The sequence below is a fragment of the Paraflavitalea sp. CAU 1676 genome (assembly GCF_029223285.1).
Classification (GTDB): Bacteria; Bacteroidota; Bacteroidia; order Chitinophagales; family Chitinophagaceae; genus Paraflavitalea.
In genome coordinates this window covers 589,704-613,625 of sequence record NZ_JARHUJ010000006.1, presented here as the reverse complement: position 1 = coordinate 613,625, position 23,922 = coordinate 589,704, and the positions used below count along the sequence as shown (strand labels likewise).

General features: G+C 48.8%; 21 protein-coding genes. 10 read left to right on the top strand and 11 right to left on the bottom strand.

The window, feature by feature from the left end:
• A complete protein-coding gene (locus tag P2H89_RS22280) occupies positions 1-2,229 on the bottom strand; it encodes a hypothetical protein (protein WP_275831050.1) in 2,229 nt (742 codons plus the stop codon).
• A gap of 283 nt (positions 2,230-2,512) precedes the next feature.
• Here P2H89_RS22280 and P2H89_RS22275 point away from each other — a divergent pair, with 283 nt between their 5' ends.
• Positions 2,513-3,523: a WYL domain-containing protein gene (locus tag P2H89_RS22275; RefSeq protein WP_275831048.1), complete on the top strand. Its 1,011-nt coding sequence runs from the start codon at positions 2,513-2,515 to the stop codon at positions 3,521-3,523.
• A gap of 166 nt (positions 3,524-3,689) precedes the next feature.
• Here the strand turns inward: P2H89_RS22275 and P2H89_RS22270 are convergent, their stop codons facing one another.
• The 3 genes from P2H89_RS22270 to P2H89_RS22260 form a co-directional block, all read right to left on the bottom strand.
• Positions 3,690-4,166 carry a hypothetical protein gene (locus P2H89_RS22270; protein WP_275831046.1) on the bottom strand — a complete coding sequence of 159 codons (477 nt, stop codon included), beginning with the start codon at positions 4,164-4,166 and terminating at the stop codon, positions 3,690-3,692.
• Positions 4,167-4,251: 85 nt separating this feature from the next.
• A complete protein-coding gene (locus P2H89_RS22265; protein WP_275831044.1) occupies positions 4,252-4,596 on the bottom strand; it encodes a DUF3127 domain-containing protein in 345 nt (114 codons plus the stop codon).
• Positions 4,597-4,631: 35 nt separating this feature from the next.
• Complete coding sequence (locus tag P2H89_RS22260; protein WP_275831042.1) at positions 4,632-6,149, bottom strand: choice-of-anchor I family protein; 1,518 nt, start codon at positions 6,147-6,149, stop codon at positions 4,632-4,634.
• A 111-nt stretch (positions 6,150-6,260) separates the two neighbouring features.
• Between P2H89_RS22260 and P2H89_RS22255 the strand changes: the two genes are divergently transcribed.
• Positions 6,261-6,824, top strand: a complete 564-nt coding sequence (locus P2H89_RS22255; protein ID WP_275831040.1) for an HD domain-containing protein — start codon at positions 6,261-6,263, stop codon at positions 6,822-6,824.
• Between the two features lie 90 nt (positions 6,825-6,914).
• On the opposite strand, the gene P2H89_RS22250 is transcribed toward P2H89_RS22255, so the two are convergent.
• From P2H89_RS22250 to P2H89_RS22240, 3 genes are all read right to left on the bottom strand, one after another.
• Positions 6,915-7,742 carry a DUF6159 family protein gene (locus tag P2H89_RS22250; protein ID WP_275831038.1) on the bottom strand — a complete coding sequence of 276 codons (828 nt, stop codon included), beginning with the start codon at positions 7,740-7,742 and terminating at the stop codon, positions 6,915-6,917.
• Between the two features lie 186 nt (positions 7,743-7,928).
• Entirely contained in the window at positions 7,929-8,075 is a 147-nt protein-coding gene (locus P2H89_RS22245) for a hypothetical protein (protein ID WP_275831036.1), read from the bottom strand.
• Between the two features lie 746 nt (positions 8,076-8,821).
• Positions 8,822-9,400 (bottom strand): peptidylprolyl isomerase, encoded by a 579-nt coding sequence (locus P2H89_RS22240; protein WP_275831034.1) that lies wholly within the window; start codon positions 9,398-9,400, stop codon positions 8,822-8,824.
• 133 nt (positions 9,401-9,533) lie between these two features.
• Here P2H89_RS22240 and P2H89_RS22235 point away from each other — a divergent pair, with 133 nt between their 5' ends.
• The gene (locus P2H89_RS22235; RefSeq protein ID WP_275831032.1) at positions 9,534-11,165 is read left to right on the top strand and encodes a L,D-transpeptidase family protein; all 1,632 of its coding nucleotides are present in this window, start codon (positions 9,534-9,536) and stop codon (positions 11,163-11,165) included.
• A gap of 240 nt (positions 11,166-11,405) precedes the next feature.
• Here P2H89_RS22235 and P2H89_RS22230 read toward each other — a convergent pair whose 3' ends face one another.
• Positions 11,406-12,083 carry a murein L,D-transpeptidase catalytic domain family protein gene (locus tag P2H89_RS22230; protein WP_275831030.1) on the bottom strand — a complete coding sequence of 226 codons (678 nt, stop codon included), beginning with the start codon at positions 12,081-12,083 and terminating at the stop codon, positions 11,406-11,408.
• A gap of 787 nt (positions 12,084-12,870) precedes the next feature.
• Between P2H89_RS22230 and P2H89_RS22225 the strand changes: the two genes are divergently transcribed.
• The 4 genes from P2H89_RS22225 (at position 12,871) to P2H89_RS22210 (ending at position 19,795) form a co-directional block, all read left to right on the top strand.
• A complete protein-coding gene (locus P2H89_RS22225; RefSeq protein WP_275831028.1) occupies positions 12,871-14,178 on the top strand; it encodes a patatin-like phospholipase family protein in 1,308 nt (435 codons plus the stop codon).
• The gene (locus tag P2H89_RS22220; RefSeq protein WP_275831026.1) at positions 14,175-16,517 is read left to right on the top strand and encodes a hypothetical protein; all 2,343 of its coding nucleotides are present in this window, start codon (positions 14,175-14,177) and stop codon (positions 16,515-16,517) included. The genes P2H89_RS22225 and P2H89_RS22220 overlap by 4 nt, the downstream gene beginning before the upstream one ends.
• 452 nt (positions 16,518-16,969) lie before the next feature.
• Positions 16,970-18,664 carry a hypothetical protein gene (locus P2H89_RS22215; protein ID WP_275831024.1) on the top strand — a complete coding sequence of 565 codons (1,695 nt, stop codon included), beginning with the start codon at positions 16,970-16,972 and terminating at the stop codon, positions 18,662-18,664.
• 57 nt (positions 18,665-18,721) lie between these two features.
• Positions 18,722-19,795 (top strand): DUF4421 domain-containing protein, encoded by a 1,074-nt coding sequence (locus tag P2H89_RS22210; protein ID WP_275831022.1) that lies wholly within the window; start codon positions 18,722-18,724, stop codon positions 19,793-19,795.
• 91 nt (positions 19,796-19,886) lie between these two features.
• On the opposite strand, the gene P2H89_RS22205 is transcribed toward P2H89_RS22210, so the two are convergent.
• Entirely contained in the window at positions 19,887-20,267 is a 381-nt protein-coding gene (locus P2H89_RS22205; protein WP_275831020.1) for a hypothetical protein, read from the bottom strand.
• Positions 20,268-20,576: 309 nt separating this feature from the next.
• Positions 20,577-21,176, bottom strand: coding sequence for a hypothetical protein (locus P2H89_RS22200; protein WP_275831018.1), 600 nt, complete (start codon positions 21,174-21,176; stop codon positions 20,577-20,579).
• A 234-nt stretch (positions 21,177-21,410) separates the two neighbouring features.
• Between P2H89_RS22200 and P2H89_RS22195 the strand changes: the two genes are divergently transcribed.
• Entirely contained in the window at positions 21,411-22,007 is a 597-nt protein-coding gene (locus tag P2H89_RS22195) for a transposase (RefSeq protein ID WP_275831016.1), read from the top strand.
• 138 nt (positions 22,008-22,145) lie between these two features.
• On the opposite strand, the gene P2H89_RS22190 is transcribed toward P2H89_RS22195, so the two are convergent.
• Entirely contained in the window at positions 22,146-22,499 is a 354-nt protein-coding gene (locus tag P2H89_RS22190; RefSeq protein ID WP_275831014.1) for an ArsC/Spx/MgsR family protein, read from the bottom strand.
• 156 nt (positions 22,500-22,655) lie between these two features.
• On the opposite strand from P2H89_RS22190, the gene P2H89_RS22185 reads away from it, so the two are divergent.
• On the top strand, positions 22,656-23,138 hold the full coding sequence (locus tag P2H89_RS22185; protein WP_275831089.1) for an RNA polymerase sigma factor: 483 nt from the start codon (positions 22,656-22,658) through the stop codon (positions 23,136-23,138).
• Positions 23,125-23,799 carry a hypothetical protein gene (locus P2H89_RS22180; protein ID WP_275831012.1) on the top strand — a complete coding sequence of 225 codons (675 nt, stop codon included), beginning with the start codon at positions 23,125-23,127 and terminating at the stop codon, positions 23,797-23,799. Before P2H89_RS22185 ends, P2H89_RS22180 begins: the two co-directional genes overlap by 14 nt.
• Positions 23,800-23,922: the final 123 nt, after the last annotated feature.

Sequence of the window (23,922 nt, the reverse complement as noted above, 5' to 3'; positions counted from 1 at the left end):
TTAATCAATCAGCAGCTTTGTCACGGCGGCCGTATTCATTGCCCATTCTCGTGTATATATTTCATCTGCTTCCGGAACTTCCACCAACTGCAGCTTTTGCGCCATTGCTTTTACCATCAACAATTCGCCCACAGTCAGTTTATTGTTCAGCTTTCGCAGAAAGGCAGCGACATTCGCCGCATCAAGGTTTTGAACCACCTGACCTTCAAACGGCATCTCGAGCCAGATGATCTCACCGGCCTGTACATCCAGTACTCCGAAAAGCAGCCCTTTTGTAAGGTCGCTCACTACCCGCACCTGGTGCTGCACAGTAGATGGATCGTAAGCTACACCTGTACGCTCGGACACTTTCATTTCGTGCCGGCTGTTCATCCATCCCACCACCAGGTTAGGCGTTATGGCCCCGCCGCTGTACGCGTTGCAGGTGAACATGACATAACGGGCGCCTGCTTTCTTCAATACGGCCAGGTCCAATTCTATATACTCAGCTGCCCCGGTCATATGCGGTATATGGATGATATCGCCGCTATGTTTACAACCCACTATCTGCAATGCCCGGTAAGAGCAATGGTCGATGGCATGGTCATAAGCCACCATACAGCTCAAATCCATATCCAGGCGCTGGGCCGGTAATCCGGTTCCCCATTGCATGAAGAGGCGCACTTTATCTCCCTCCAGCTGGAAGCGTGCTCCCATCAAGGCTCCTGGCAGGGTTTCGCTACGATCTCCGATGGATACCGGCATCTTGTACAGCAAGGGATCGATATACATCGTTTTGCTTTCGGTGGCAACAGCTGCAAAACGGTTCATCACTGTTTTTAAGCAAAGGTCCTGCACCGATTGACGCATGGCTTTCAACTGGTCTTCGGCATAGAGGCTCAACAGCTGGTTGGCTGGTACTTTTTTAGCAATTCCTCCCAACGGCTTTACGCTTCGTTCGTTGGCCGGGTTGAAATAATCTTCCGCGTACATTTCGAGCGTGAACAACAAGCGGGCAGGCACCCGGTGCATCACCTGAGCAAATGCCTGGGTCGTTAACTCCGGACCAAACCACACCATGTTCGCAAACAAGGAACGGGCAAATAGTCCGGGTCTTTGTTGCAGTAGCCTGAACGTGGCAGCTGCATCATAGCGCAAACGTGCGTGATCGATCTCTCCTGCCATCACGGTATACTCCTTTTTATAGAATGCATCCAACATTGCATGGAGCTTCTCAAATCCTTTTCGTTTGCTGTATTCTGCCAAACGCAGCGCCCGGATAAAGCGGACCCACATGCTACGCTTAGGGTGCATTACTTCACACATCATTTCGATCTCCATCGGCAGGTTGTTCAACCAGTTGGCGACCATCAATGCCTGGTGGCGGGTATACTTCAGTTTCAAAGAAAATGAGGCTTCGTATTTGGCTTTCAGGCCTTTCCCCTTTCCTCGTGTATAACCGATCTGACGACCGTTGTTTGCTTTTCGTTTTATGATCGTTTTTGGTTCTATGATCTGAAGGAACCCGGTATGCTTATACCAGAGGTATCGAAGTACATCGGCCGGCGATGTAAACAATGCCTGCGCTTTTTCGGGCTGTTCCATCTTCACCAACGCCTCGATCACCGCCATCAATGTTTCTTTCATGGCTATCTTGACAGCTGGCATCTTTTTAACGGCCAGCAATTGCTTCAGGCTATCCATCTGTGTTGCATCCAGGGCGGTTTTGGACGACAGGAGGTCTTCCATAAACGTCATCAACTCTTTTTCTTCCCACAGCTCCAATACTTTTTGATGGCTCCCCTGCTCCAGTTGCTCCGCTTTTTCGCGCACAAAGGGTGTTCCGCAATAGGGACAACCATTGTACCGATGCAACGGGAATGTTTTAAAGGGTATGATATGGCCACATGGCATTGTTTTTCCCTTTGTACCGAACAGGTTGGCAAAAAAAGTGGCGATATGATCGGCTATTGATTCGCCGGTTGGTACCAGCCACCCCTTTACCAGGGGCGTCCATCCCTTTCCGGTTCCCATCACTTCATTACAGGTCGCCAATATTTTGGCCTGGTAAGCAGGTACTGTTTTATTCAGGGCCACCAGCAGGGGTTCGCTCACACCGAATCCCAGTTTGGCCAGGTTGGCTACCAGCATGCCGGTAGTAACGGTGATCCCTTTTTCCTTTGCGACCATGGCATTCTCGGGAATGTAGATGGCTTTTTGGCGAAGGCTGATGGTTAATAACTGGCTCATGATTTTGTTTTTTTAAGAACAAGCGGTAATTGGAAGAAGTGTGACATGTTAGGTGTTGTTGAAGTAACTTCTGCTTGACCTGCTTGTGATAACACAAATATGCATGCGCTGCTGCGCAGCCAATTTGCGCAGTAGACAAGTTTTTAAATGTTTTTTTATTTGATTGTTTAACAATCGAATACGCGAGCATTTATTTAAGATGCAATCCTATTCAAGGAATCTGCGCAACTGTATTGCGTAGTATATTTTTGGCGGCTATCTTTATCGCCCAACCCCCAGCCTCATGTCGATCAATAAACTGGCTTTAATACGTTACAAGACCATCGATGAATGTCTGCGCAACCGGTATCGTAAATGGTCGCTCGACAACCTGATCGAAAAGGTTTCGACTGTTTTATATGAACAGGAAGGCATTACTTCTGGCGTAAGCCGCCGAACCATCCAGGCCGATATTCAAATTATGCGCAGCGACAAGCTGGGCTATAACGCCCCGATCGTGGTGGTAGACAAACGGTATTACTCCTATTCGGATCCTGAATACAGTATTTTCCGGGCTCCGCTTAACCCTTCGGACGTTGAGAAAATGAAAGAAGTGGTGTCGGTCCTGAAGCAGTTCAGTGGGTTCAGCTATTTTGAAGAGATGAGCGATATGATCGCCCGGCTGGAAAACAATTTATACAAGAACATTCCTCAGGGTAAGAACTATATTCAACTGGAAAATAACCGGCAGGTGAAGGGTTTGGAACATATTACCCCGCTTTACCAGTGCATTCTGCACAAAAGACCGCTGCTGATCGAATATAAATCGTTCAAGGCGGCCGCTTCACAGCAACATATCTATTATCCTTATCTGCTGAAGGAATACCGGAACAGGTGGTTCCTGATCGCCAAGTCGAAGAAAGGTCCCTTGTTACTGACGATGGCGCTGGATAGGATCATCAACTTTCAGGAGCTGTTGAAAGAGCCTTTTGTGGATTACGAGGGTATGGACCTGGAGCAATACTTCGATGAGCTGCTGGGGGTAACCAGGACCGAGAAGGATCGTCCCCATAAAGTGGTACTGTTTGTCGACAAATACCATGCTCCTTACGTGCTGACCAAGCCGCTGCACCATACCCAGGCCCTGCTTAAAGAAGATCAGGAAGGAATTATTATCAGTATAGACGTCATCTTAAACTTCGAACTGGAACGGGAAATCCTGGGTTTTGCCGAGCATATGCGGGTCTTGGCCCCCAAATCCCTGCAATCGACTATTCAGAAAAGATTAGAAAAAGCCCGTGAAGGGTATCAATAAACTACCCTCGTATTGCTGTAACCATTATCTTTGGAGCTCAAGCCAATGCTATAGGAAAGCGGCGATATAGGGGGCGACGTTCGCAGAACGTTGCCCCTCTTTTATTGGGGCGCTCTCCACGCACACGGTTGCGGAGGGAGTCTTTTTCGGCCGGCAGGCCATTAGGTTACTTAGCCAATTTATCTACTGCCCTTTTGTAATCGTACTGTTCATCTTCATGAAGGCCTTTCAGGGCTGCTTGTACTTTCTTCAGCTGGCCCTGGTAGAGGTTCAGCATCACCGTGCTTTTGGCCAGGTTGATACCACATTCCTTCAATAGGGTACAAAAATGTATGAGCAGCTCCACCTCGGCCAGCTTGCTACCGGTAAAGCGGATATGCTTGTTGGCGATGCGAAGGGCTTTGCGAACGGTTTTCTTGGCCAGGAAGATCTGGGATGTATTGAGGGCTTCGAATGCTTCGTCCATTTGCTGCTTTACATTGTTAATATAGGCGGGCAGGTCGTGCGATTCGAAGAGGAGGTAGGTGAGCAGTTCTTTGTTCTCCTTTTTGAATTTGGAGAGGCGGAGGGTGAGTTCGACCAGTTGCTTAACCGGCAACTGTTGTAATTCGTCTTTTAGTTCGTGGACGGTAGCTGCTTTCATGTTGTGGCGAAGCTAAAAAAATACCGGCTATAACTTTTACGTTACAGCCGGTAGCTTATTATTTTTCTTTCAGATTGAATCTATATTAGAAGGGCAGGTCATCATCGGCTCCACCGGGTGCGTTGTGGAAGGTGGGAGCAGGTTCGGAAGCTGCACCGCCAGACGCAGCGCCTGTTACGATCTTCCAGGCTTTTACATCTGTATACCAGCGGCCGTTGAACTCGCGGCTTTCCACATCGAACGATACGGTTACCTGTGCGCCGGGCACTACGCTTCTCATATCTATTTTATCGCCCCAAACGGCTATACATACCTTTTTAGGGTAAGTGTCGGCTGTTTCGAGAATGAAGTCTTGTTTTTTCCAAGTTCCGTTTTTGCCCTGTCCAGTTTGCAGTGGCAGCAGTGTTAATACCTTTCCGCTGATGTCCATTGTGAGATTTTGGGCAAAAATAAGGAAATGGACGATTATATCTTTTTCGGTTTATACACTTTTATAACACCATCATTCTCTGAGCTTACCACCACTAAACTTTGCTGTATGGGGCTGTCTTTGGCCGAAATGAACAGTACACCTTCGGGGGCGTCGCCGGTGGAGAGCAGCTGTAGGAACTGGGGTGCCGCGGGATTTGTTACGTCGTAAATGGCTACTGCATCAGCACGCTCCAGGCCCACGAAAGCGAGCTTCTTTTTGCCCACCTCACCGAGGGCAATGCCTTCGGGTTCGGCGCCTTTGTCGTCGCTGCGGCCGTCATCGTAGAGATTGGCTGTTTTGGTACGGGCATCGAGGTCATTCTTACTATCGAATACCAGCGTGCCGCTGTTGCCATTCCATACGGAGAATGAACGGGCTCCGAATGAATACAGTTCATCGTAGTCTCCATCCTTGTCGGTATCACCGAGGGTGGTGGTTACGTTGAGGCGGCCGAGATTTTCCTGTAATTTGAGGGTGGTTGCATCGGGGAAGGCGGTGGGGTCGAGGGTGAGCGAGCCTACTCTTTTAGCTTCGTTAAAAGCCGTGTATTCCCTTACGTCGCCCTCGTTGACTGTGAACAAATAAGGTATGCCGCCGGTATTATATACTGCTATCGCATCGGGCTGGTACATGCCTTTTACTTTCCATTTTTTGAAGGCGATGGTATTGTCCTTATCACTGGCATCGATGGCGTTGGCCTCTTCGTTGTAGTTCTTGAAACCGAGCGGGTAGATGGCCGTGATGGCTTTCGATGCGATGTCGATCTTCGCGATGGCGTTGTTTTCCTGCAGGGTGACCCAGGCTGTTTTGGAATCGGCGGCGATGGTGATGTATTCCGGCTCCATGTCTTTCGCAAAAGTGGCGTTGAGGCCAAATACGCGAAGTCCCTGCGCCTGGAGAGCTGCCTGCTGACCGGCGAATGCGGAGAAGTCGAGGGTAGTTACCGCATAGTTGTCTTTTACGGATATGATCGATACTGTACCTGCGGGGTCGTTGGTATAATCGGCAGATGGTTCGCCTTCATTGGCAGAGAGGATGTATTTGCCATCGGGGCTGAAGGTGAGCATGTCGGGCAGGGCTCCTACCGTTATACTTTTCACTTCGGCATTGTTGGCGGTATTGAACACGACAACCTTGCCGGGTTCCTGCTTGTTAATAGATTCTATAGCGGCTGCCAGCAATCCGTTGCTCACAGATACGCTGTTCACATATCCACCATAGGGCGCGGTTGAAATGTCGCCAATGTCTTTGGGTTTGGTGGGATCTGCGAAGTCGATGATGTCAATCTTGTTGTCTTTGCCTTCCTGACCGTTATTCACCACGAACAGTCTTTTTGTTTGGGGATCGTAGGCGGAGATCTCGGCGGCGCCTACGTCGCCAATGTCGATGGTGCCGATCTCGGCAAAGGTGGCGGGGTCTTCCGGCACATAGAAATCGTCGTCGTGGTCTTTTTTACAGCTTGCGAAGATGCAGGCGGCAGTCAATAGCAGTAGTCCGTGTTTGCGGTTCATATGTATGTTGTTAAATGGGCTGCAACCTATTCGATCGGCGTTACCGCATTATTAAATAAAGATTACGCTACTGTTAACTTGAACTGGTATGATTATTTTTAATTAATTGATATGAATGATGTTTTACAGCAAGTGCTGGAATTTGCGGAAAAGGCGCACGGCGAGCAGATGAGGAAGTTTGTGGGCGAGCGGTATATCGCCCACCCGATCCGCGTGATGGAGATCTGCCGCACGCAAACACCCGATGTTGCCATCCTCGCTGCTGCGCTGCTGCACGATGTGCTGGAGGATACGCCGGTTGAGAAGCCGGCCATGCTGGCCTTTTTGCGATCTATTATGCCGGAAGCCACGGCGCAACGCACCCTTGACCTGGTAGTGGACCTGACGGATATTTATACGAAACATAATTACCCGGATTGGAACCGGCGCAAGCGGAAATCGAAGGAGATCGAAAGATTGGGGGCCGCCCGTGCGGATGCGCAGACGGTCAAGTATGCAGACATTATCGACAACAGCGCTGAAGTAGCTTTCCTGGACTCAGATTTTGCGGACGTATTCTTAAGAGAGTGCAGGGCGCTATTGAAAGTGTTGACTAAGGGCAACAAGGCACTTTACGAGCGAGCAGTTGAAACGGTGGAGGCGGGCATCCGGCATTTGGAGGATGGAGAAAATTAGCGTTGAGCGGAGCGGTGAAAAGAAGTTCCCTTTCATATAAAAACAGAAGCCGGCCTTGTTGGGCCGGCTCTTTAATTTTATTACGATCTTTTATTTCTGAACAAACAGGTTCTCTACAAACTGATCGTTGAAATGCTGTACGGGATCGCCGTTGATGTTATGATAGATGGCGCTGACGAAGATTGTTTTTGCAGCGCTGAATACTGCCATAATGAGCAAAAGAGCTAACAAACCCAGCCCTATCCCCACTACCGGATGAATGGCCATTCCCAGTAATAACAAGGGTACTGCTACCAGGATCGTGGCGAGGAACTGTATTAGTCCGAAGCTGAATGTTGCGCCAGCGCTTTCGCCCCATTTCTGTTTCATTAACCCTGCAGACCTTTTGAACGCTCCCAGCGGGCCAAGGTTTTCATAAGCGATCACCGGCACTACAAAGAAGGTAGTGACGCTCCATACAAGTCCGAGCGCACCAATGATAATGCGACCGAGCCATCCGGTATTTTCCTGCAGGTAACGCAGGATAGTACCTACGGTGGCTGCAAACAAGGTCCAGGAAAAGATGGCCCCGATGCGACTCATACTATAATCAATTCCCTTTTTCAGGTTCACTTCTTCGCCATGAAAATACATGCGCGTACAATGCGTGAGTGCTACGTTAAAGAATACGACTACAAAGTAGTTGACGAGATAGAATAATAAGGTGAAGCCAATGAAATAAAGATCGCTGTGGCTTTCGATGAGGTCAAAGTTCCAGCTTGATGTTCCGAGCATGGCCAGGAGAAATGAACCCATTACGAGTACCATCGAGATGCCGGAGATGATGGGAAAGAGGATCAACTGTTTATTTTCTTTCAGGACCTGTAGGCTGTTCATGGAGATCTGCCAACCATTGGATAGGCGTGTAAAGAATGACATATGCAGGTGTTTAAGGGTTTACGATACCTAACAATATACGTCTTTATTGAACGCAGTGCAATACGCTGAGCGATAGGGGAATTCGGGGAGTAGAAGCTGCCCCTAGGGGAGCCGGACAGGCAAGCTGCCGGGTCAGGCTAGTCGAATTGCTGCCTGACAACCGGTTGTTTCCTGATTACGAAATGGTTAGGCTTTTGTAGCCGCCATATATTCAGCAAGTGTGATACGACCATCGAGCAATGCTATGTACAGGACGGCTTTGTTGGTCTTTGTGGTCTTGATCTTTGTTACGAGTTCCTTGTCGAAGAACAGTTGCTTAATGAGTGATTTCATGATCTTGTGTTTTATAGTTTATATTTTAAATACCTGATCGGCCCGTTGGAGGGCATAGGTATGCCGCACAACGGTTTACCGGGCCAGTATATGGTTGTTAATCAATCGCGTGCAAACGTGGGACAAAACAATCTAATGGGTGAAACGGCAATCGAATGAATGGCGGCGCAATTTTCAGCGATGGGTTTTGGCAGCTTATGTGTTTGAAGAATCGTTTCCGGGATGGGTATTTAAAAAAAAAAGGGTCTGCTGTAGAAACAGCTGACCTCTAACGATTGCTTGCCATATGAAAAAAGGTAATAATCTTGTTTTTTTGACGACCTCTTTATCGTCTTGCTTAAGCACTTTCTCTCTTCACTTCTCTTTTTCTTCTCTGCTTACCTATCGTCCCTGTTTCTGATGTAAAAGTAATGCGAGTTTTTTTATTGTGTAAACCAAGTTTTGGGCTATTTAATGATCTCAAAGCTCTTAATGAAATCTTAAAATACGCTGTGGGCTTGACTTTGACGGCTTCGACGCCCTCATGCCCAACGATTTTTCGGCCTCAAATATTATTTGATTGTTATTTGTTAACGATAGCTGAATAAGGCAACCGAAAAGGGTAGAGACAGGATGGCACGGGATAGCTGGTTATTAAATAAATGTTTGTTTATTAAACTATTGCATAAAATCAGAAGAACTTCAACAATGTCTTCGACAATCAATTACAAATAATCATCATTTTATAAAAAGGAGCAAAATCAGACTTATAGTTTTTTTATGCTATAGATTGGAACAGGGGGATCGAAGCGCTGATCCTCTTCGGGCATGTTATAAATGCGGCGAACGATGTCCATTCCTTTGATGACGCGGCCGAAGGCCGCGTAACCCTGTTTGTCGGGATTGTTCTCGCCGCCGAAGTCGAATCCTGGCTGGTCGCCGATGCAAATGAAGAACTCTGTGTTGGCCGTGCCGGGCTCCAGGCGGGCAAGTGATATGGTGCCATCCTTGTGGAGGATCTTCGTTTGTTGGGTAGTTTCGTGGGGGATACCGGGCAGGTCGGGGCGTTTGGTGCCATACAAGCCACCCTGTATCAATTCGGCTTTAGGGGCATTGGATGGCTGGTTATCGGCATTGAGGACACGGTAGAAGTTCACGTCTTTGTAATAGCCCGCCTCTATGTAGGCCAGGAATGCCGCGACTGTTTTCGGCGCCTGCGCCGGGTACAGTTCCACTTCGATATCGCCGATCTTGGTTTCTATTTCAATATGTGGATTCTTGTATTTGTTGGAAGCGCAACCTGCGAAGAATATCATTAGCGCCGCGAGGAGATTTCGATATGCCATATTTTTATTTGAAGGGTGTAAATTAGGAAAGTTCTGTTTTATGTAGCGGGTATACCCCAACTTGCATTTCCGCAGATCATTGGCTATCAATCACTAAGTGCTGAGGCAACGCTTTTGAAGGGTGGTCGGGTATATGAAAAGAATCACTTTATCGCTATTCGCTGCTGTATTGATCCTTGTTGCCTGTAATGATGAAAACCGGACTGCATCAGATGGGCGCGTTGCTGGCGGCAACCAGGACCTTATTCCCCGCAATCATTCTATTACGAAGGCCAACGCTTACACTGATGTTTTCCTCGACAGCTCTGCCATGGAAGCATTCATTGCTGATCAGCATTTGAATGATACGATCAGTGTGGGCATGCGCAGTTTTTATAATGCCCGCAATTACCAATATGCCTGGTTTGCGAGCGATGGGCTTACCGAGCAGGCGCTTGCTTTCCGCAACCTGTATGACTATTCAAATGACAGTGGCACTTCGCACAAGTCGCTCGACAGGCGACTGGAAGGATTGATGGCCAGAGATAGTCTTAACGTGGGTAGTGGGGATGCGGAAATCCGTAAAACAGAATTGCTGCTTACCTGGCGGTACATCAACTACGTATGGGATAAGTTTGACGGGAAGAAGACCCGGCGTGTAGCGCTGGAGCAATTGGTTCCTTCGAAGAAATACGGACCACAGGAACTGGCCAAACTCCTGGCAGCTGATCATGATGCTCCCAACAAAAATTACGAGGCGCTACAGCGAGAAGTGAGCCGTTATTCAAAAATTGCCGCACAGGGTGGTTGGGGTTTTATTGCTGCTCCTTCTAAAAAATTGAAGAAGGGCGCTATCGATACTGTTGTGGTGGCGCTGAAGAAGCGTTTGCAGGCGACGGGGCAGTTTACGGATAATGACACCAGTGCGGTTTTCAACGACCAACTGGACGCGGCCGTTAAATCTGTTCAATTGGGATATGGCTTTACGGCCGACGGCGTGGTTACCGCCGCGTTGTTGAAGGAACTGAATGTTTCTGCAGAGCGGCGCCTGGAGCAATTGCTGGTTAACCTTGAGCGGATGCGGTGGATGCCTGCAGAGCCTTCGGGCAGTTTGATACTCGTGAATATTCCTGCATTCAAAATGTATGTGCAGGATGGCAGCAAAGAATTGTTCAATATGGATGTGGTGGTAGGCAAAGAAGGGCATAGCACGGTGCTATTCTCCGGGAACTTAAATCAGGTCGTTTTTAGTCCGTACTGGAATATTCCCGAAAGCATTGTGCGGAAAGAAGTGTTGCCGGAACTGGCAAAGAACAGTAATTATTTAACCGAACACCAAATGGAAGTGACCGGCGAAGAAGATGGGTTGCCTGTAATACGGCAATTGCCGGGCAACCAAAACCAGCTTGGCAAGATCAAGTTTCTATTCCCCAATCGATTCAACATCTATTTTCATGATACTCCTTTCAAGGAGTTGTTCAATAAAGATAAGCGGGCCTATAGCCATGGGTGCATCCGATTGCGGGAGCCTGTAAAACTTGCAGAGTTTCTCTTAATGAATCAACCGGAATGGCCGCGTGAGCGTATCGACAGTGCGATGAATAGTGGAAAGGAGAAGTTTGTGAAAGTAAAAGACCCGGTACCGGTACTGATCTACTATTATACGGCCTGGGTAGATGGAAACAAGCAACTCCAATTCAGGGAAGATATTTACGGATATGATGAAAGGCTGGCCAAAAAGATGTTTGCACCAGCCAGTTCGTCTGTGCCACTTGCTACCAGATAGCAGAAGTAGGCATAGGGTACGAATTAAAACAGCGTACGGATTAAAATTGCGTTCGGATTAAAGACGCACGGACTAACAGGGCACGGATCAGCATAGCGTAAGGATTAAACAAGCGTATGGACTAAAAAGGGTACGGATTAAATCAGCTTACGGATCAAAATAGCGTACGGATTAAAATTGCGTTCGGATTAAAGGGCAGGGATTAAAAAGGAGTACGGATTAAAAAGGGTATGGATCAAATTATCCCATGGTGTCCGCTATCATTGTGTCGGACAACTGTTGATAGGGTTGGGACAATATTTTCGACATGGCCAGGTAGTGGTTATCGTTGCCATAGATGAACAGGCAGCTTCCGTTGCGAATGGTATTGATTATTACTTTAGCCAATTTGGATGGAACGGCGGGGCAACCAAAGCTGCGGCCGATATATCCTTTCGCACTGGCGATCTTTTCATTTACATAGGCGGAGCCATGCACCACGATTGCGCGAGCAAGTGCATTGTTGTTGATGCCATCTTCCATTCCATCGAGTTTGAGGGAGTAGCCATTGCGGCCGTTGTAGGTTGTGCCGGTTATGAAGAAGCCGAGGCTGCTTTGATGACTATCGATGCGATTGGAAAAGTGGGTAGCCATTTCGGTACCTGAATTTCTGCCATGCGATACGAAAGTATTGAACAGGAGTTTTCCTGTTTCCATATCTATAATGAACAGTCGCTTTTTGGAGGAGGGCAGCGAGAAATCGGCAATGGTGAGGATCCGATCGTTGGGCAATTCTCCTTTATCCTGCAGGTTCTTGTATCCTTGCATGGCATAGAGGAATGCTTCTTTAGACAATTCGAGCGTATCGAGGCGCAGGCTATCGTAGAGGGCCGTTTTGCTGACGGCCTTAGTGTTTGCCTCAGCCGTTACAGGGTGCATTGTTTTTGTTGTGCTGCCGGCTAAAACCGTCATTCCCCAAACCGCAGATACACAGGCCACCAACACCAGTGAGAATAAAAATGGTTTTAAGTTCCGCTGCATAGATTCTACTCTTTTTAAAGGTTCTCGTTGGATATTTCAGGGTTTAGACGTTTGCCGGCGCCGTTTAGTTCGCTTCGGTGGCGCGTTATCAGAATTTTAACAAGTGTGCCTTAGTCCTGATAGGTGATTCTTATTATTGACGAGCGGATGTGGTGCCGGTGGCGTCGGATTCAGTTTGATGAAGGTGGTTCCCGGAACGCATGCGGTTATGTGAACAACCTACTCGGGCAATGGTCACGAGAGTCCTTATACTTTAGGTATGATTGGGGAATGGTTCTACAAGTGTGCGATGAAAATTGTAGAAAATGGCGACATTTCGGGTGACGTTGTGGACTGCCTTGTTCTAATACCTTGACTTACATTCATTATGGTTTGAGATGGATTTTGGCACGGATTTTATACTATATAGAGTACAAACGGACGATGATTTCCCGGAAACAAACATCGACTATCGATAAAAAGATAGAAGGTCAACAAAAGGGAATAAGCGTTCATGGAAAGTGTGTTCCCTACGGAGCGCACTTTTCGCTTTTGTGCCTGTTTCTCATTCGTTTGGGCTAATTTACTTGTCCAATTTTCAGTACTTATACTATTGGAGGTCAAACAAAAAAGCGCCAGTTTAGCAGCGGTGATGGGTGTCCCCGCCTATTTGCCATAGCATTAATAGATAACCTAAACAAACACTATGGCTGCTGATAAAAAACTGGGCTTATCCCTTTCGGGGGGAGGCTACAGAGCTGCTGCTTTCCATATGGGAACCCTTCGTAAGCTGCATGAGATGGGCGTTCTCGAAAAGGTGGATGTTATGAGTACCATCTCGGGGGGATCGATTACCGGTGCGTACTATTGTCTACACAACAAAGATTTCGCTGCTTTTGATAAGTACATGACGGAAGCGCTTGGCTCCAAGAATGTGATCAAACAGGTTTTTCTTTCTTTCACTTTTATCAGGACTGTTCTTTTCTTTTTACTCTTCCTGGTGCCAGCCGTGTATGTTTTGTTCAGTGCCTATGCCTGGTTGTCTTTGATCCTGATCGGGCTGATGTTGTATTTATTCGTGCGTTTTCAGTTTGCCATTTTTCCTGTTAGCAAGGAAATAGAACGTGCTTATAACAAATTCTTTTATGAAGAAGCTACACTTTCGCGGCTGACGGAAAAGCCGCTGCTGGCCATCGGCTCTACGAACCTGCAATCGGCGCGGCCTTTTACTTTTTCGCGTTTGAAAATGGAAGATTCGTCGTATGCCTTTATGGATCCAGCGGTGCGCTTCAAGCAGGAAGAATTTCCTGTTGCGCGGGCTGTGATGGCCTCTTCCTGTGTCCCTTTCGCGTTTACGCCGGTGCATATCGACAAGCAGTTCTATGTAAACCCGGCCGACACGTTGCGGGTGGAACCACAGTTGGTGGACGGCGGCGTTTACGATAACCAGGGTATTCATAAGATCACTCAACGAGGCAGTATATATGCCTGTGATATTGTTATTACGAGTGATGCCGGCAACAAATTACCTTTTCAGGGTTCGTATAACAACCTGCTGATTCTCCTGATCCGTACGATGGATGTTTTCATGGCGCGTATCAAGAACTTCCAGATGACCCAGGACCTGTATGACAATACAGAGCTGGGCAATCGCCAGATCGCTTATTTATCGCTGGGATGGAATCTGGAACAGTGTATTCCCGGTTTTATCGATAACCTGGCCAAGGGTAAGATCACGGATGAGGTGATCCAGGCGCATCAATTTAAAGAGGAGTGGGTGAAAGATCCCCAGCGGTACCGGACGGAGCTAACGACCTACCTGGAAAATGAGGTCAACTATAAAGAGATCTTTCAGCGGAACCTGAAACCGCCTCAATTAACGATTGCCCGCAACGTAGGAACCAATTTAACGCCGCTATCTAAGGAAGAACTTACTTATCTTGCTATTCAGGCGGCCAACCTGACGGAGCTGCAGGTGAGGCTGTATTGTCCTACATTAACGCAACCGTCATGAAAGAGTGTGCCAACATTACTACGTTGAAGCCTGCATTCCGAAAGTTGCGGGCTTTTACTTTTGATCCTTCGCTGTCTTTGAAGCTGGATACCAGCGTTATCAACAATCTTGTCTATAAAGTACCCTGGGAGTCGCTGCGGCCGGGGCCGGTGGGTGAATACATCGAGGTGGTCGACTTCGATCCTTCGAGCAATTGCTTTTATAAACCGGTTAACCTGGATGATCCGTATACGCTGGCCCAGGATGGGCTGGACCCGGCGGAAAGCAATCCGCAGTTTCACCAGCAAATGGCCTATGCCGTGGCCATGGTGACGATCAAGAATTTCGAGCGGGCACTGGGACGTAAGATCCTCTGGAGCCCGTGCCGGGATAAGGAGGGCTACCCGGATGGTTATGTACAGCGGTTGCGCATTTACCCGCATGCCTTAAGGGAGGCGAATGCGTATTATAGTCCTCAGAAGAAAGCTCTCTTATTTGGGTATTTCAGCGCGGCTCCGGATACCCCCAGCTTACTGATGCCTGGAGGTACGGTGTATACCTGCCTGAGCCATGATATCATTGCGCACGAGATCACCCATGCGTTGCTGGACGGTATGCACCGGCGTTATATCGAGGCTACGCATCCGGATTCATTGGCCTTTCATGAGGCTTTTGCCGATATCGTGGCGTTGTTCCAACACTTTACATTTCCGGAAGTTTTGAAAGATCAGATCGCCCGTACGCGCGGCGACCTGGCGAGCCAGAACCTGCTGGGCCAGCTGGCGCAGGAGTTTGGCAAGGCGATCGGGCATTACGGCAGTTTGCGAGATGCTTTGGGCGAGGTGAACGATGAGACGGGCAAGTGGGAGCCGCTTACGCCCAACCCGGTGGCTTACCAGAAGATCATTGAGCCGCATGAGCGGGGTTCGATACTGGTGGCGACCATCTTCGATGTGTTCAGCAATATTTACCGGCGGCGGGTGGCCGACCTGTTACGTATTGCTACCGGTGGTACGGGGATGTTGTCGGCAGGATCGCTGCACCCCGACCTGGTGAACAGGATGGCTACGGAAGCGAGCAAGTCCGCAGGGCAAATCCTTAAGATCTGCATCAGGGCGTTGGATTATTGTCCGCCGATGGACATCAATTTCGGTGATTATCTGCGGGCAATGATCACAGCAGACTATGACCTGGTAGAGGATGACAACCTCGACTACCGGATCGCGATCATCGAAGCTTTCCAGCGCCGGGGTATTTTCCCGGACAATGTGAAGAACATGAGCGTGGAGAGCCTGTTGTGTAAGGTGGAGGATGATGCTGACCGGTTTGAGCATCAGTTCAAAGACCTCATCGAGTTTTTCAAGTTGTTCAAAGAAAAGATCAGTTATGTAACGAAGCGAAAGGACCTGTATAACCTGACGCGTGTTTTTATTACTGGTGGTGATATTAATAGTGCGTGCGAAGATGATGATGAGGCGGAGTATGGAGCGGGCCGTGCGGGAAGTTCGGCTGCGGCTTCGGAAGCTGGGGCGGGTTTGGGTGCTAGCGGGGCGGCCTCAGGAGATATGTATGCGGCCGCTGTTGCCGGAGGAGGTATCCATTCTCCGGGAGCAGCTTCTGATGCAGGAGCCAGCAAGCGTGTGGCGCCAGCAGGTGTGAAGGATAAGAAGGGTGGAAAAAAGGAGAATCGAATTATGGGGCTTCACCAGCGGTTGAATGTAAAGTTCATGGGCGTGGAAGAAGGGCAACAGTTCAGTAAGCTCACGGGCCTGTTGCTGGATGATGAGCAGATCGATGTGCAGGGCATTGGCCGTTCGACTGCTGCAAATACATTCATGGCGCCGAAACTGGAGGTGCATAACCTTAAGCTGGCGAGCCGGGTGGGCCCCAGCGGCAATGTGGTGAACCAAATACTGGTTACGTTGACGCAGCGCCGCGGGGTGGTTTGTGAAACGGATCAATACGGCAATGTAGAGGTGAAGGGCTTCTTTGTGCCGGAAAGTCCGGAGAAAGGATATTATACCAGGCCACGAAATGAAGATGAGCAACCCGAATTGAAGCCATACCCTGAAAAGACAGAGGGGTTAACGAGTGAGGGCAGCGAGAAGGTATTGCCGAAGGGTTGGTTTGTTTTCAGGGGTGGATGTACGATGATCTTCGACCTGGATTATGCGTTGAGTAAGGACAACGTGAAGTTGAAATACATTATCAAGAAGGACATCAATGACCTGGAGCGGATGAAGCGTCAATACCGGATGCTTTTCAACAACAAAGATTTTTCGCTAAACGCTACTTATTTCGGCACAGCCTATGGTAACCTGGAGGCTGAACCTTTTGCCATCATTCATAAAATCCTATAATCGTTATGGCGGCGATCAAAAAAGCGGCTGCGAAAGCGGCGAAGCAAAACGGGGGGAAGCGGCTTGTTGCGGGTAAGACAGCCGCGGCCGGAAAAACCGGTGGCGCGAAGCCTGGAGCTGGAAAGGCCAAGGTTGCAGGGTCAGCAAAGCCTGCGGCTAGTATAAAGCCGACAGGTTCGCGGGGGGCAGTCCGAGACGGGAAGGTTGTTGCGGGGAGAAATGCAGTTAGTGCGAAGAGGGTGGCAGGTAAGGCGAAAGTTGCAGGACCAGGAAAGTCTTCGGCTAGCGCAAAGCCGACAGGTTCGCGTGGGGCAGTCCGAGACGGGAAGGTTGTTGTTGGGAGAAATGCAGTTAATACCAAGAGGGTGGCAGGCAAGGCGAACGTTGTCGGGGCGGTGAAATCTGCGGCGGTCCGAAAGGCTGCGGTTCAACATGTTGCGAAGGCAGCCACTGTGAAAAGGGTAGTACGTCCCTCAAGCAATGGAGAGAAGCCAAGTCCTTCTCTACAATCATCCGGAGCCAATAGTGGAACGATCAATGTCAAGGCCGATAGTGTTTCTGTTCGTATGTACGCGCACGGGTTTGGCGACTGTTTTCTATTGACGTTCTTAAGCAACGACAACCCGGTGTACCGGATGCTGATCGATTGCGGTATGCTGACCGGTGACTCGGACCGGCTTCGGACGGTGATCAACCATATAAAAGACACCTGTGGTGGCCACCTCAACCTGGTGGTGCAAACGCACCAGCATAAAGATCATATCTCGGGTTTCAACCTGCGCGATAAAAAGGATAAGTTGCTGTGGGACGACATCGAGGTCGATAACGTGTGGCTAGCCTGGACGGAGAATACCGGCGGCAATGGCGACGAGCTGGCGATCCAGCTCATGCAAAAGCAAGAGCAAAAGAAAAGGGCTTTAGCCAAAGCGTTGCAACTATACAACACGGCGATCCATCAGGCAGATCACAAAAAGATGCTGAACAAGGAATACCTTGGTTCGGACTACTATGCTGCACAACAACGCTATGCTTCGGCGCTTCAACAAATTCTTGGCTTTTTTGATATCGATGAAAAGGAGGTTGCAAGCCTGGGCGCCAATGGCGGCGAACTAGGCCTGACGATGAAAGACGCTATGGGCTATTTCATCCAGCGCAGCAAAGAGAAGGGCAGTCCGGATATCAGCTTCTGGAATCCGGGCGACCTGGCCGATGCCAAAGTTACCGGCCTGCCGGGCATCAAGTTCTATTTTCTGGGGCCACCTAAAGACTACGATAAGCTGCGCGTGATGGAGGATGCCCAGCATATTGAAATGTACCTGACCGAGATGGGGCTGTCGGACAACTTCTACATGGCTTTGACGAATCATCCTGACGATGAAGATGATGAGGCGCTTTCTCCTTTCCACCGCCGGTATAAGTGGCATGCAGGCGACGTGGATGAAGAACAATTGAAAGACCCTGCCAACGTATGGAACCTGCGGCATGCAAAAGAGCATGACTGGCGTGGTATCGAGACCGACTGGCTGCACAATGCCGGCGCGCTGGCGCTTAATCTCGACTCGTATACCAACAATACCAGTCTGGTGATCGCGATCGAACTGGAGGGCAGCAATAAGGTGTTGCTGTTTCCCGCAGATGCACAGATCGGCAACTGGCTCAGTTGGACTGAGCCGGTTGCTGACAAACCCAACGAACCAAAGATCAAATGGCAGGTAGAGAAGGGGGGCAAAAAGGAAACCGTTACGGCCAGTGATCTTCTTGCGCGTACTGTTTTTTATAAAGTGGGGCATCATGCCAGCCACAATGCTACTGCGCGCAAACATGGCCTTGAATTAATGACCAGTGAAGACCTGGTGGCGATGATCCCTGTAGACGAAGCGGTGGCCAAGAAACAGGGGAAGAAGGGCTGGAAGATGCCCGCCGATGATCTCTATCAGCGTTTGCAGGAGAAAACGAAAAGCAGGATCATCCGGTTGGATAAAGGGAGCTTGCTTGCAGGGGACAACAAAGATCTTGCAATGGGCGTGCGGCCCAGCCGGCAACAACTGGATGCCTTTAACAGCTGCTTCAGCGAATCGGACATTATTATCACCACTGACGAAGGAAATCGCCGGCCATTGTTCTTCGAATACCTCGTCAAAGGATAGGCAACATTATTGCATATACCTGTTGTATTTCAATTAAAACCATGATATTGCAGGTTTATGCAACCAAAGGCTGGCATTCGGGTAGGATTATGTTCAAGGGGCTTTGCGAGGCCGGCGCTGGCTGCACTTTTTTACTTCGTGTTGGCTGCACAGAGTATTGCCCAAACGGATACCAGCAAGAAGTTTGACCAAAACTATTATGTGTCCTACACGGACATGGTAACCTCGCGTATCTATTTTTCCCAGAAATATACTTCTTTACGGATCAAGGCCGATGAACCTGTGCGCGACCTGGAATACCGGCCCAACACGACCCTCAACCTGGGTGTAGGTGCCACGTATGGCTGGTTTACGCTGAACCTTGCCTATGGTTTCAATTTTCTGAACAAGTCGGACAATCCCAAGGGTAAAACGAAATATCTTGACCTGCAATCACATATTTATACGCGCAAGATGAGCATCGACCTGTTTGGGCAATTGTACAAGGGGTTCTATGCCTTTCCCAAACGGATCGTTCCGCAGGACCGGGATCTGTATTATGTGCGGCCCGATGTCAAGATGCGGCATTGGGGCGGCGCGGCCTATTATATTTACAACTGGAAAAAGTTTTCGTTGCGGGCGGCTGCCTTGCAGAATGAATGGCAGAAGAAATCGGCGGGCAGTTTATTGCTGGGGGCCGAATTCTATTTTGGCACGAACAGCGGCGATAGTGCGCTGGTGCCCCGCATTCTGGAAAACGATTATCAACAATCGGGGGTTATCAAAACCAGGTATTTTGATATTGGTCCGGGGATTGGTTATGCCTACACAGTGGTAGTCGATGAACATTTTTACGGCACGGCAGGGGTTACCGTAAGTTTTCCTTTCAGTTTTCACAAGCAGTGGCGATATGGGGTGACGGAAAAGCGGATCACGATCAGTCCGGATGTCTTGTCGCGCGTGGGTGTTGGTTACAATAGTGACCGCATCAATGTAAGTGTGATCTGGGTTAACAGTTCGGTGCAGACAAAAAACGACCATGGCAGTTACTCCATACGAACGGGCAATGTGCGCTTCAATGCTGCCTACCGGTTGGTAGCCGGTCCAAAATTAAAAAAGAAGCTAAAGTTCTTCGAGACGAGGCAGCCTTAAATTGCCTCTGGTGATCGGTTCCATAAAAAAACCTCTTCCAGAGAACGGGAAGAGGTAATGATAACACGCATATATGAGTTTTGTCATCATTTTAGTTTGGTGACAGGCGAGTGGCGACCCAGCCTTCATTCTCTTTAACTTCATGCTGCCGGTTCCAGGCGAGTATGGCCGTTTCCAACACCTGCTTGAGGTGCATTTTCGTTTTGCGGCGATCGATCTTCAGCTTTACTCCTTTCATTTCTTCTTTGTATACCATTACCTGGTCATTGTTGTAGAACCGGATCGTGTACTGTTTGGGGATGTGGATGTTTGACTCAACCACCCAGTAGCCTTTTTCGGAGGCCCAACGTGGAGGCGCAGGCGCTGTAGTTTGGGTAGTGGTTGTTTCGGAGGCCTCTTCCTGCGCGGAGGCGGTGGCTTGCCCAATGAACAGGCAGGCGGCAACAGTGAGCAGGTTGAAATAATGTTTCATGGCTATGACTTAATGTTTTCTGAAAAAATGTAACTATAGTAAAGTTATTTGTCCTGTGCAGGCAAAAAACATAAAATAGCCGTACAGCCGATTGAGTGTGACAAAGCGGGCAAAATTTCGTTTGAGTGAGTTTTTCGTCGATGAAAGGCGTTTGTCGATGAAATAGCCGGAATGCCGGTGTGGCGAGTCGGGTGGAGAAGAAAGCGGTCAGTTGTGTGGAGGCCTCCTCACAAAACAGCAAGAGGTGATGCTTGCGGCATCACCTCTTTTTACACATGGAATGTTCTATCGGTTGTTGTAAGGCGTAAACTATTCGAGTTCCTTGAGCCAGGCCTGTGCTTCTTCGCGGGCTGCCTGTACTACCGCTTTACCTGCGCGGAAGCAGGATTTCCATTCGCCGCTCTTTGATTCGTACTCGGGATTGGCGAACATGCTGCCATTGAGTTGAGCATCGAAGTCGACCGTTGCTGATATTGCCAGGAACTTCTCGAGTCTTTGCTTGATCAGGTCGTCGGATTTGGCGGGGAATTTCTTTTCGTCGTCGGCTTTGTTAAGTTGTTTGTCTACAGCGTTGTCGAGGGCTTTCGACAGGCTGGGCAGTCCAAACTTCTTGGATTTATAGCCGAGGCGTTCATTTCTCCATTTGGTGTATTTCTTCTGGAAGTCGGGCGTTTTGGAATACTCTTTGGCGAACCTGATGAGCTGGCGGGTGCTTGCGACCCTTACGTCGACAGGGAGGGCCTTTGCGGCTTTCACCACGTCGTAATTAATATTGATCATGCCACCACCAAAGGATGCAATGATGCCTTCTTTGGCCCTGTCTTCGGTGACTTGCAGATCGTCGAACACGTTGGTTACCGTGGCGGCCATCAAGGCGATAGCGAGTACCACAACTGATAAGATTTTCATGACTTACTTTTTTCTCCGGGTTGTTTTTTATTTAACAATGCAAACCTACCAGTTAAGGCGGGGCCGGGCAATAACACAAACATGTGAATTGTTGTGGAGGTACCCCAAACCGGGCAAAGTTTCGGACGTGGCTTTTTAATGTGTTTGGGTAGTGTGGAACGGAACGGTATTTGTAATTTTACGGGTGCAATTCTAACTGGTTATCAGGGATCCATTGTTAAAACCGAGCCACGTATGAAGCAGGAGAAAAACAGTGTTACCAACCAGCATGCCTGTCATTATATTACCTTCAACACCGTTGATTGGGTCGACATATTTGTGCGACCGGTATATAAGTATATCGTCGTAGACACGCTCAATGATTTTATTGCTGTAAGGGGGCTCACGATACATGCCTGGTGCCTGATGTCGAACCACCTGCATTTGCTGTTGCAGGCGAAGGATGGTATTGGGCTATCGATGATCGAGCGCGATTTCAAGCGCATAACGTCTACCGCTATTTTAGAAGCGATCGAAATGGAACCGGAATTACGGCGGCATTGGATGCTGAGCCGGTTTGAGCATTCGAGTGTAAGCCTGAAGAAGCTGGAGAAATATCAGGTGTGGCAGAGTTGCAGCAATCCGGAGTTCCTGGATTTCCGACAACCGATGAAGGTGCGGGACCACCTAAACTATGTGCATGAAAACCCGGTGCGTGACCGGATCGTACGGCTGCCGGAGGAGTATGTGTTCAGTTCGGCCGGTGATTACAACGGCCGGAAGGGGCTGGTGAATGTAAAAGTGATCGATATGGAGGGTTTGATCCGCGGGCTGATGCGAAATGGAGGGTGATGCGGTCAACAATGCTCCGGAATAGTGGCTGGAGCCACCATTATTCGTGCGGCGTGTGAGCGACCGGTGCTGCGGATGTTTTCGGGGCTGCGGGATACTAAAGTTGTATTGCGCAACAGGAAGGGCCGGAAGCGGCCCTTATTTTATGGCTTCTTTGAGTGCCGCCACAGTTTTCTTATCGTTTCCTACAAATATCTTATCGTTCAATATGGCCACGGGGCGCTTGAGGAAGGTGTCTTCCCGGAGGATATAGTCGCGGTAATCGTTTTCGGTGAGTTGCTTGTCTTTCAAACCTAACTCCTTGTATTTGAGGGCACGGCGACTGAAAAGCGCTTCGTAGCTACCGGCCATCTTCTTCATTTGTTCGAGCTGGGAGGGGGTAATCTTTTCGGTCCGGATGTCTTGCATGGTGAATCCTGCTTTATCGACGCCGGTTTCTTTGATGATGGCCTGGCAGGTGGTGCAATTGGCCAGATGATAAAACTTCTTCATGGGCGCAAGTTAATTCATTGATCTTTAACTACTCTACCTATTCAGCGGGTGGTGGATGTTACAACTGTAATATTTTCCGACATTCGCCGACCAATTAGTATCTTTTCGCTAAAACCACCCAGTTTGCAGTCAAGGGCTGACCAAAATGAATTTATTGTGTTGGTAAACCAGCACAGGGGCATGTTGTACAAGGTATGTAACCTGTATTGTTCATCGGAGTACGATAAACAGGACCTTTTCCAGGAGATCGTGATCCAATTGTGGAAAGCTTATCCACGATTCAGGGGCGACTCCAAGTTTGGTACCTGGTTGTATCGCATTGCGCTCAATACGGCTATTTCGGACTTACGTAAGCAGAAGAAACATATTCAAAGCGTTGAACCAGACCAACTGCCGACTGAGATACAGGATATTCAGTACAATAAAGAGAAAGAAGAAAGACTTCAGCAGTTATACCGGGCTATTCACCAGCTTCCTGAAATTGAAAGGGGTATCGTGATGTTGTACCTGGAGGACAAGAGCTATGAAGAGATGGAAGATATTTTAGGTATCAACCAGAATAACCTGCGGGTTAAGATGAACAGGATCAAGGAAAAATTACGTAAACTCACTAAAGTTGTTGAACATGGATTTGGATAACCTCAAAGAGATCTGGAAGGACCTGGACGAGAAGGATTTCCAACCCACGAACAAAGGGGGGATAGGGCCTGCTGTGACCAGTCATGAGGAAGAGATCGCTGCGATCCTGCGGAAGCGTTCCCAAAGCCCGATTGCGAAGATCAAGCGTAATCTGGGATGGGAGCTGGGTGTGATCATTGCGTTATATTCTGTGACGATGTATTATTATATCACGGCCTGGCAGGGCAGGTATTGGGAGATCGCTTTATTGCTGGGTGTGATCGGTGCTTCGTTCGTGGTGTATTATTTCCGCAAGAACCGTTTGTTAAAAGAAATGCAGCTGGTAGAAAGCCAGGTGAAGGTGAATCTGGAGAAGCGCCTGTCGACCCTTGAGAAATATGTACGTTTCTATTTTGTGTCGGGAACTGTGCTAACCCCGGCGGCTTATTTTGTAGCGGGACTGATCGTTTTCTTCAAATCGCCCCCGCGTGCCACCGAGGAAAAGATGCCTGCAATGATGGCGCATATCACGGGGCATGATTACTTTGTTTTGTTTACCGTTTCGGGTGTTGCGCTGGCGATCGGCAGTTATTTCCTGAACATCTGGTATGTCAACAAGCTCTACGGCCGCCACATCAACAAGCTGAAGAATCTTCTCAATCAAATGGAAGAGGAAGCGTAGTGCTGTAGGATAAAGATGATCTTTTGTGGACTTGGAATGTGCTGCTGGTTCTTTACAACTACATGAACCGTCTTTGTGACAATAAATTAACACGCCCCGTGTTAAAATAGTATTGCTTTCAAA

Excerpts from the sequence above, each read along its gene's own strand:
- P2H89_RS22280 (WP_275831050.1), bottom strand. The coding sequence starts at position 2,229 with ATGAGCCAGTTATTAACCATCAGCCTTCGCCAAAAAGCCATCTACATT.
- P2H89_RS22275 (WP_275831048.1), top strand. The coding sequence starts at position 2,513 with ATGTCGATCAATAAACTGGCTTTAATACGTTACAAGACCATCGATGAA.
- P2H89_RS22270 (WP_275831046.1), bottom strand. The coding sequence starts at position 4,166 with ATGAAAGCAGCTACCGTCCACGAACTAAAAGACGAATTACAACAGTTG.
- P2H89_RS22265 (WP_275831044.1), bottom strand. The coding sequence starts at position 4,596 with ATGGACATCAGCGGAAAGGTATTAACACTGCTGCCACTGCAAACTGGA.
- P2H89_RS22260 (WP_275831042.1), bottom strand. The coding sequence starts at position 6,149 with ATGAACCGCAAACACGGACTACTGCTATTGACTGCCGCCTGCATCTTC.
- P2H89_RS22255 (WP_275831040.1), top strand. The coding sequence starts at position 6,261 with ATGAATGATGTTTTACAGCAAGTGCTGGAATTTGCGGAAAAGGCGCAC.
- P2H89_RS22250 (WP_275831038.1), bottom strand. The coding sequence starts at position 7,742 with ATGTCATTCTTTACACGCCTATCCAATGGTTGGCAGATCTCCATGAAC.
- P2H89_RS22245 (WP_275831036.1), bottom strand. The coding sequence starts at position 8,075 with ATGAAATCACTCATTAAGCAACTGTTCTTCGACAAGGAACTCGTAACA.
- P2H89_RS22240 (WP_275831034.1), bottom strand. The coding sequence starts at position 9,400 with ATGGCATATCGAAATCTCCTCGCGGCGCTAATGATATTCTTCGCAGGT.
- P2H89_RS22235 (WP_275831032.1), top strand. The coding sequence starts at position 9,534 with ATGAAAAGAATCACTTTATCGCTATTCGCTGCTGTATTGATCCTTGTT.
- P2H89_RS22230 (WP_275831030.1), bottom strand. The coding sequence starts at position 12,083 with ATGCACCCTGTAACGGCTGAGGCAAACACTAAGGCCGTCAGCAAAACG.
- P2H89_RS22225 (WP_275831028.1), top strand. The coding sequence starts at position 12,871 with ATGGCTGCTGATAAAAAACTGGGCTTATCCCTTTCGGGGGGAGGCTAC.
- P2H89_RS22220 (WP_275831026.1), top strand. The coding sequence starts at position 14,175 with ATGAAAGAGTGTGCCAACATTACTACGTTGAAGCCTGCATTCCGAAAG.
- P2H89_RS22210 (WP_275831022.1), top strand. The coding sequence starts at position 18,722 with ATGCAACCAAAGGCTGGCATTCGGGTAGGATTATGTTCAAGGGGCTTT.
- P2H89_RS22205 (WP_275831020.1), bottom strand. The coding sequence starts at position 20,267 with ATGAAACATTATTTCAACCTGCTCACTGTTGCCGCCTGCCTGTTCATT.
- P2H89_RS22200 (WP_275831018.1), bottom strand. The coding sequence starts at position 21,176 with ATGAAAATCTTATCAGTTGTGGTACTCGCTATCGCCTTGATGGCCGCC.
- P2H89_RS22195 (WP_275831016.1), top strand. The coding sequence starts at position 21,411 with ATGAAGCAGGAGAAAAACAGTGTTACCAACCAGCATGCCTGTCATTAT.
- P2H89_RS22190 (WP_275831014.1), bottom strand. The coding sequence starts at position 22,499 with ATGAAGAAGTTTTATCATCTGGCCAATTGCACCACCTGCCAGGCCATC.
- P2H89_RS22180 (WP_275831012.1), top strand. The coding sequence starts at position 23,125 with ATGGATTTGGATAACCTCAAAGAGATCTGGAAGGACCTGGACGAGAAG.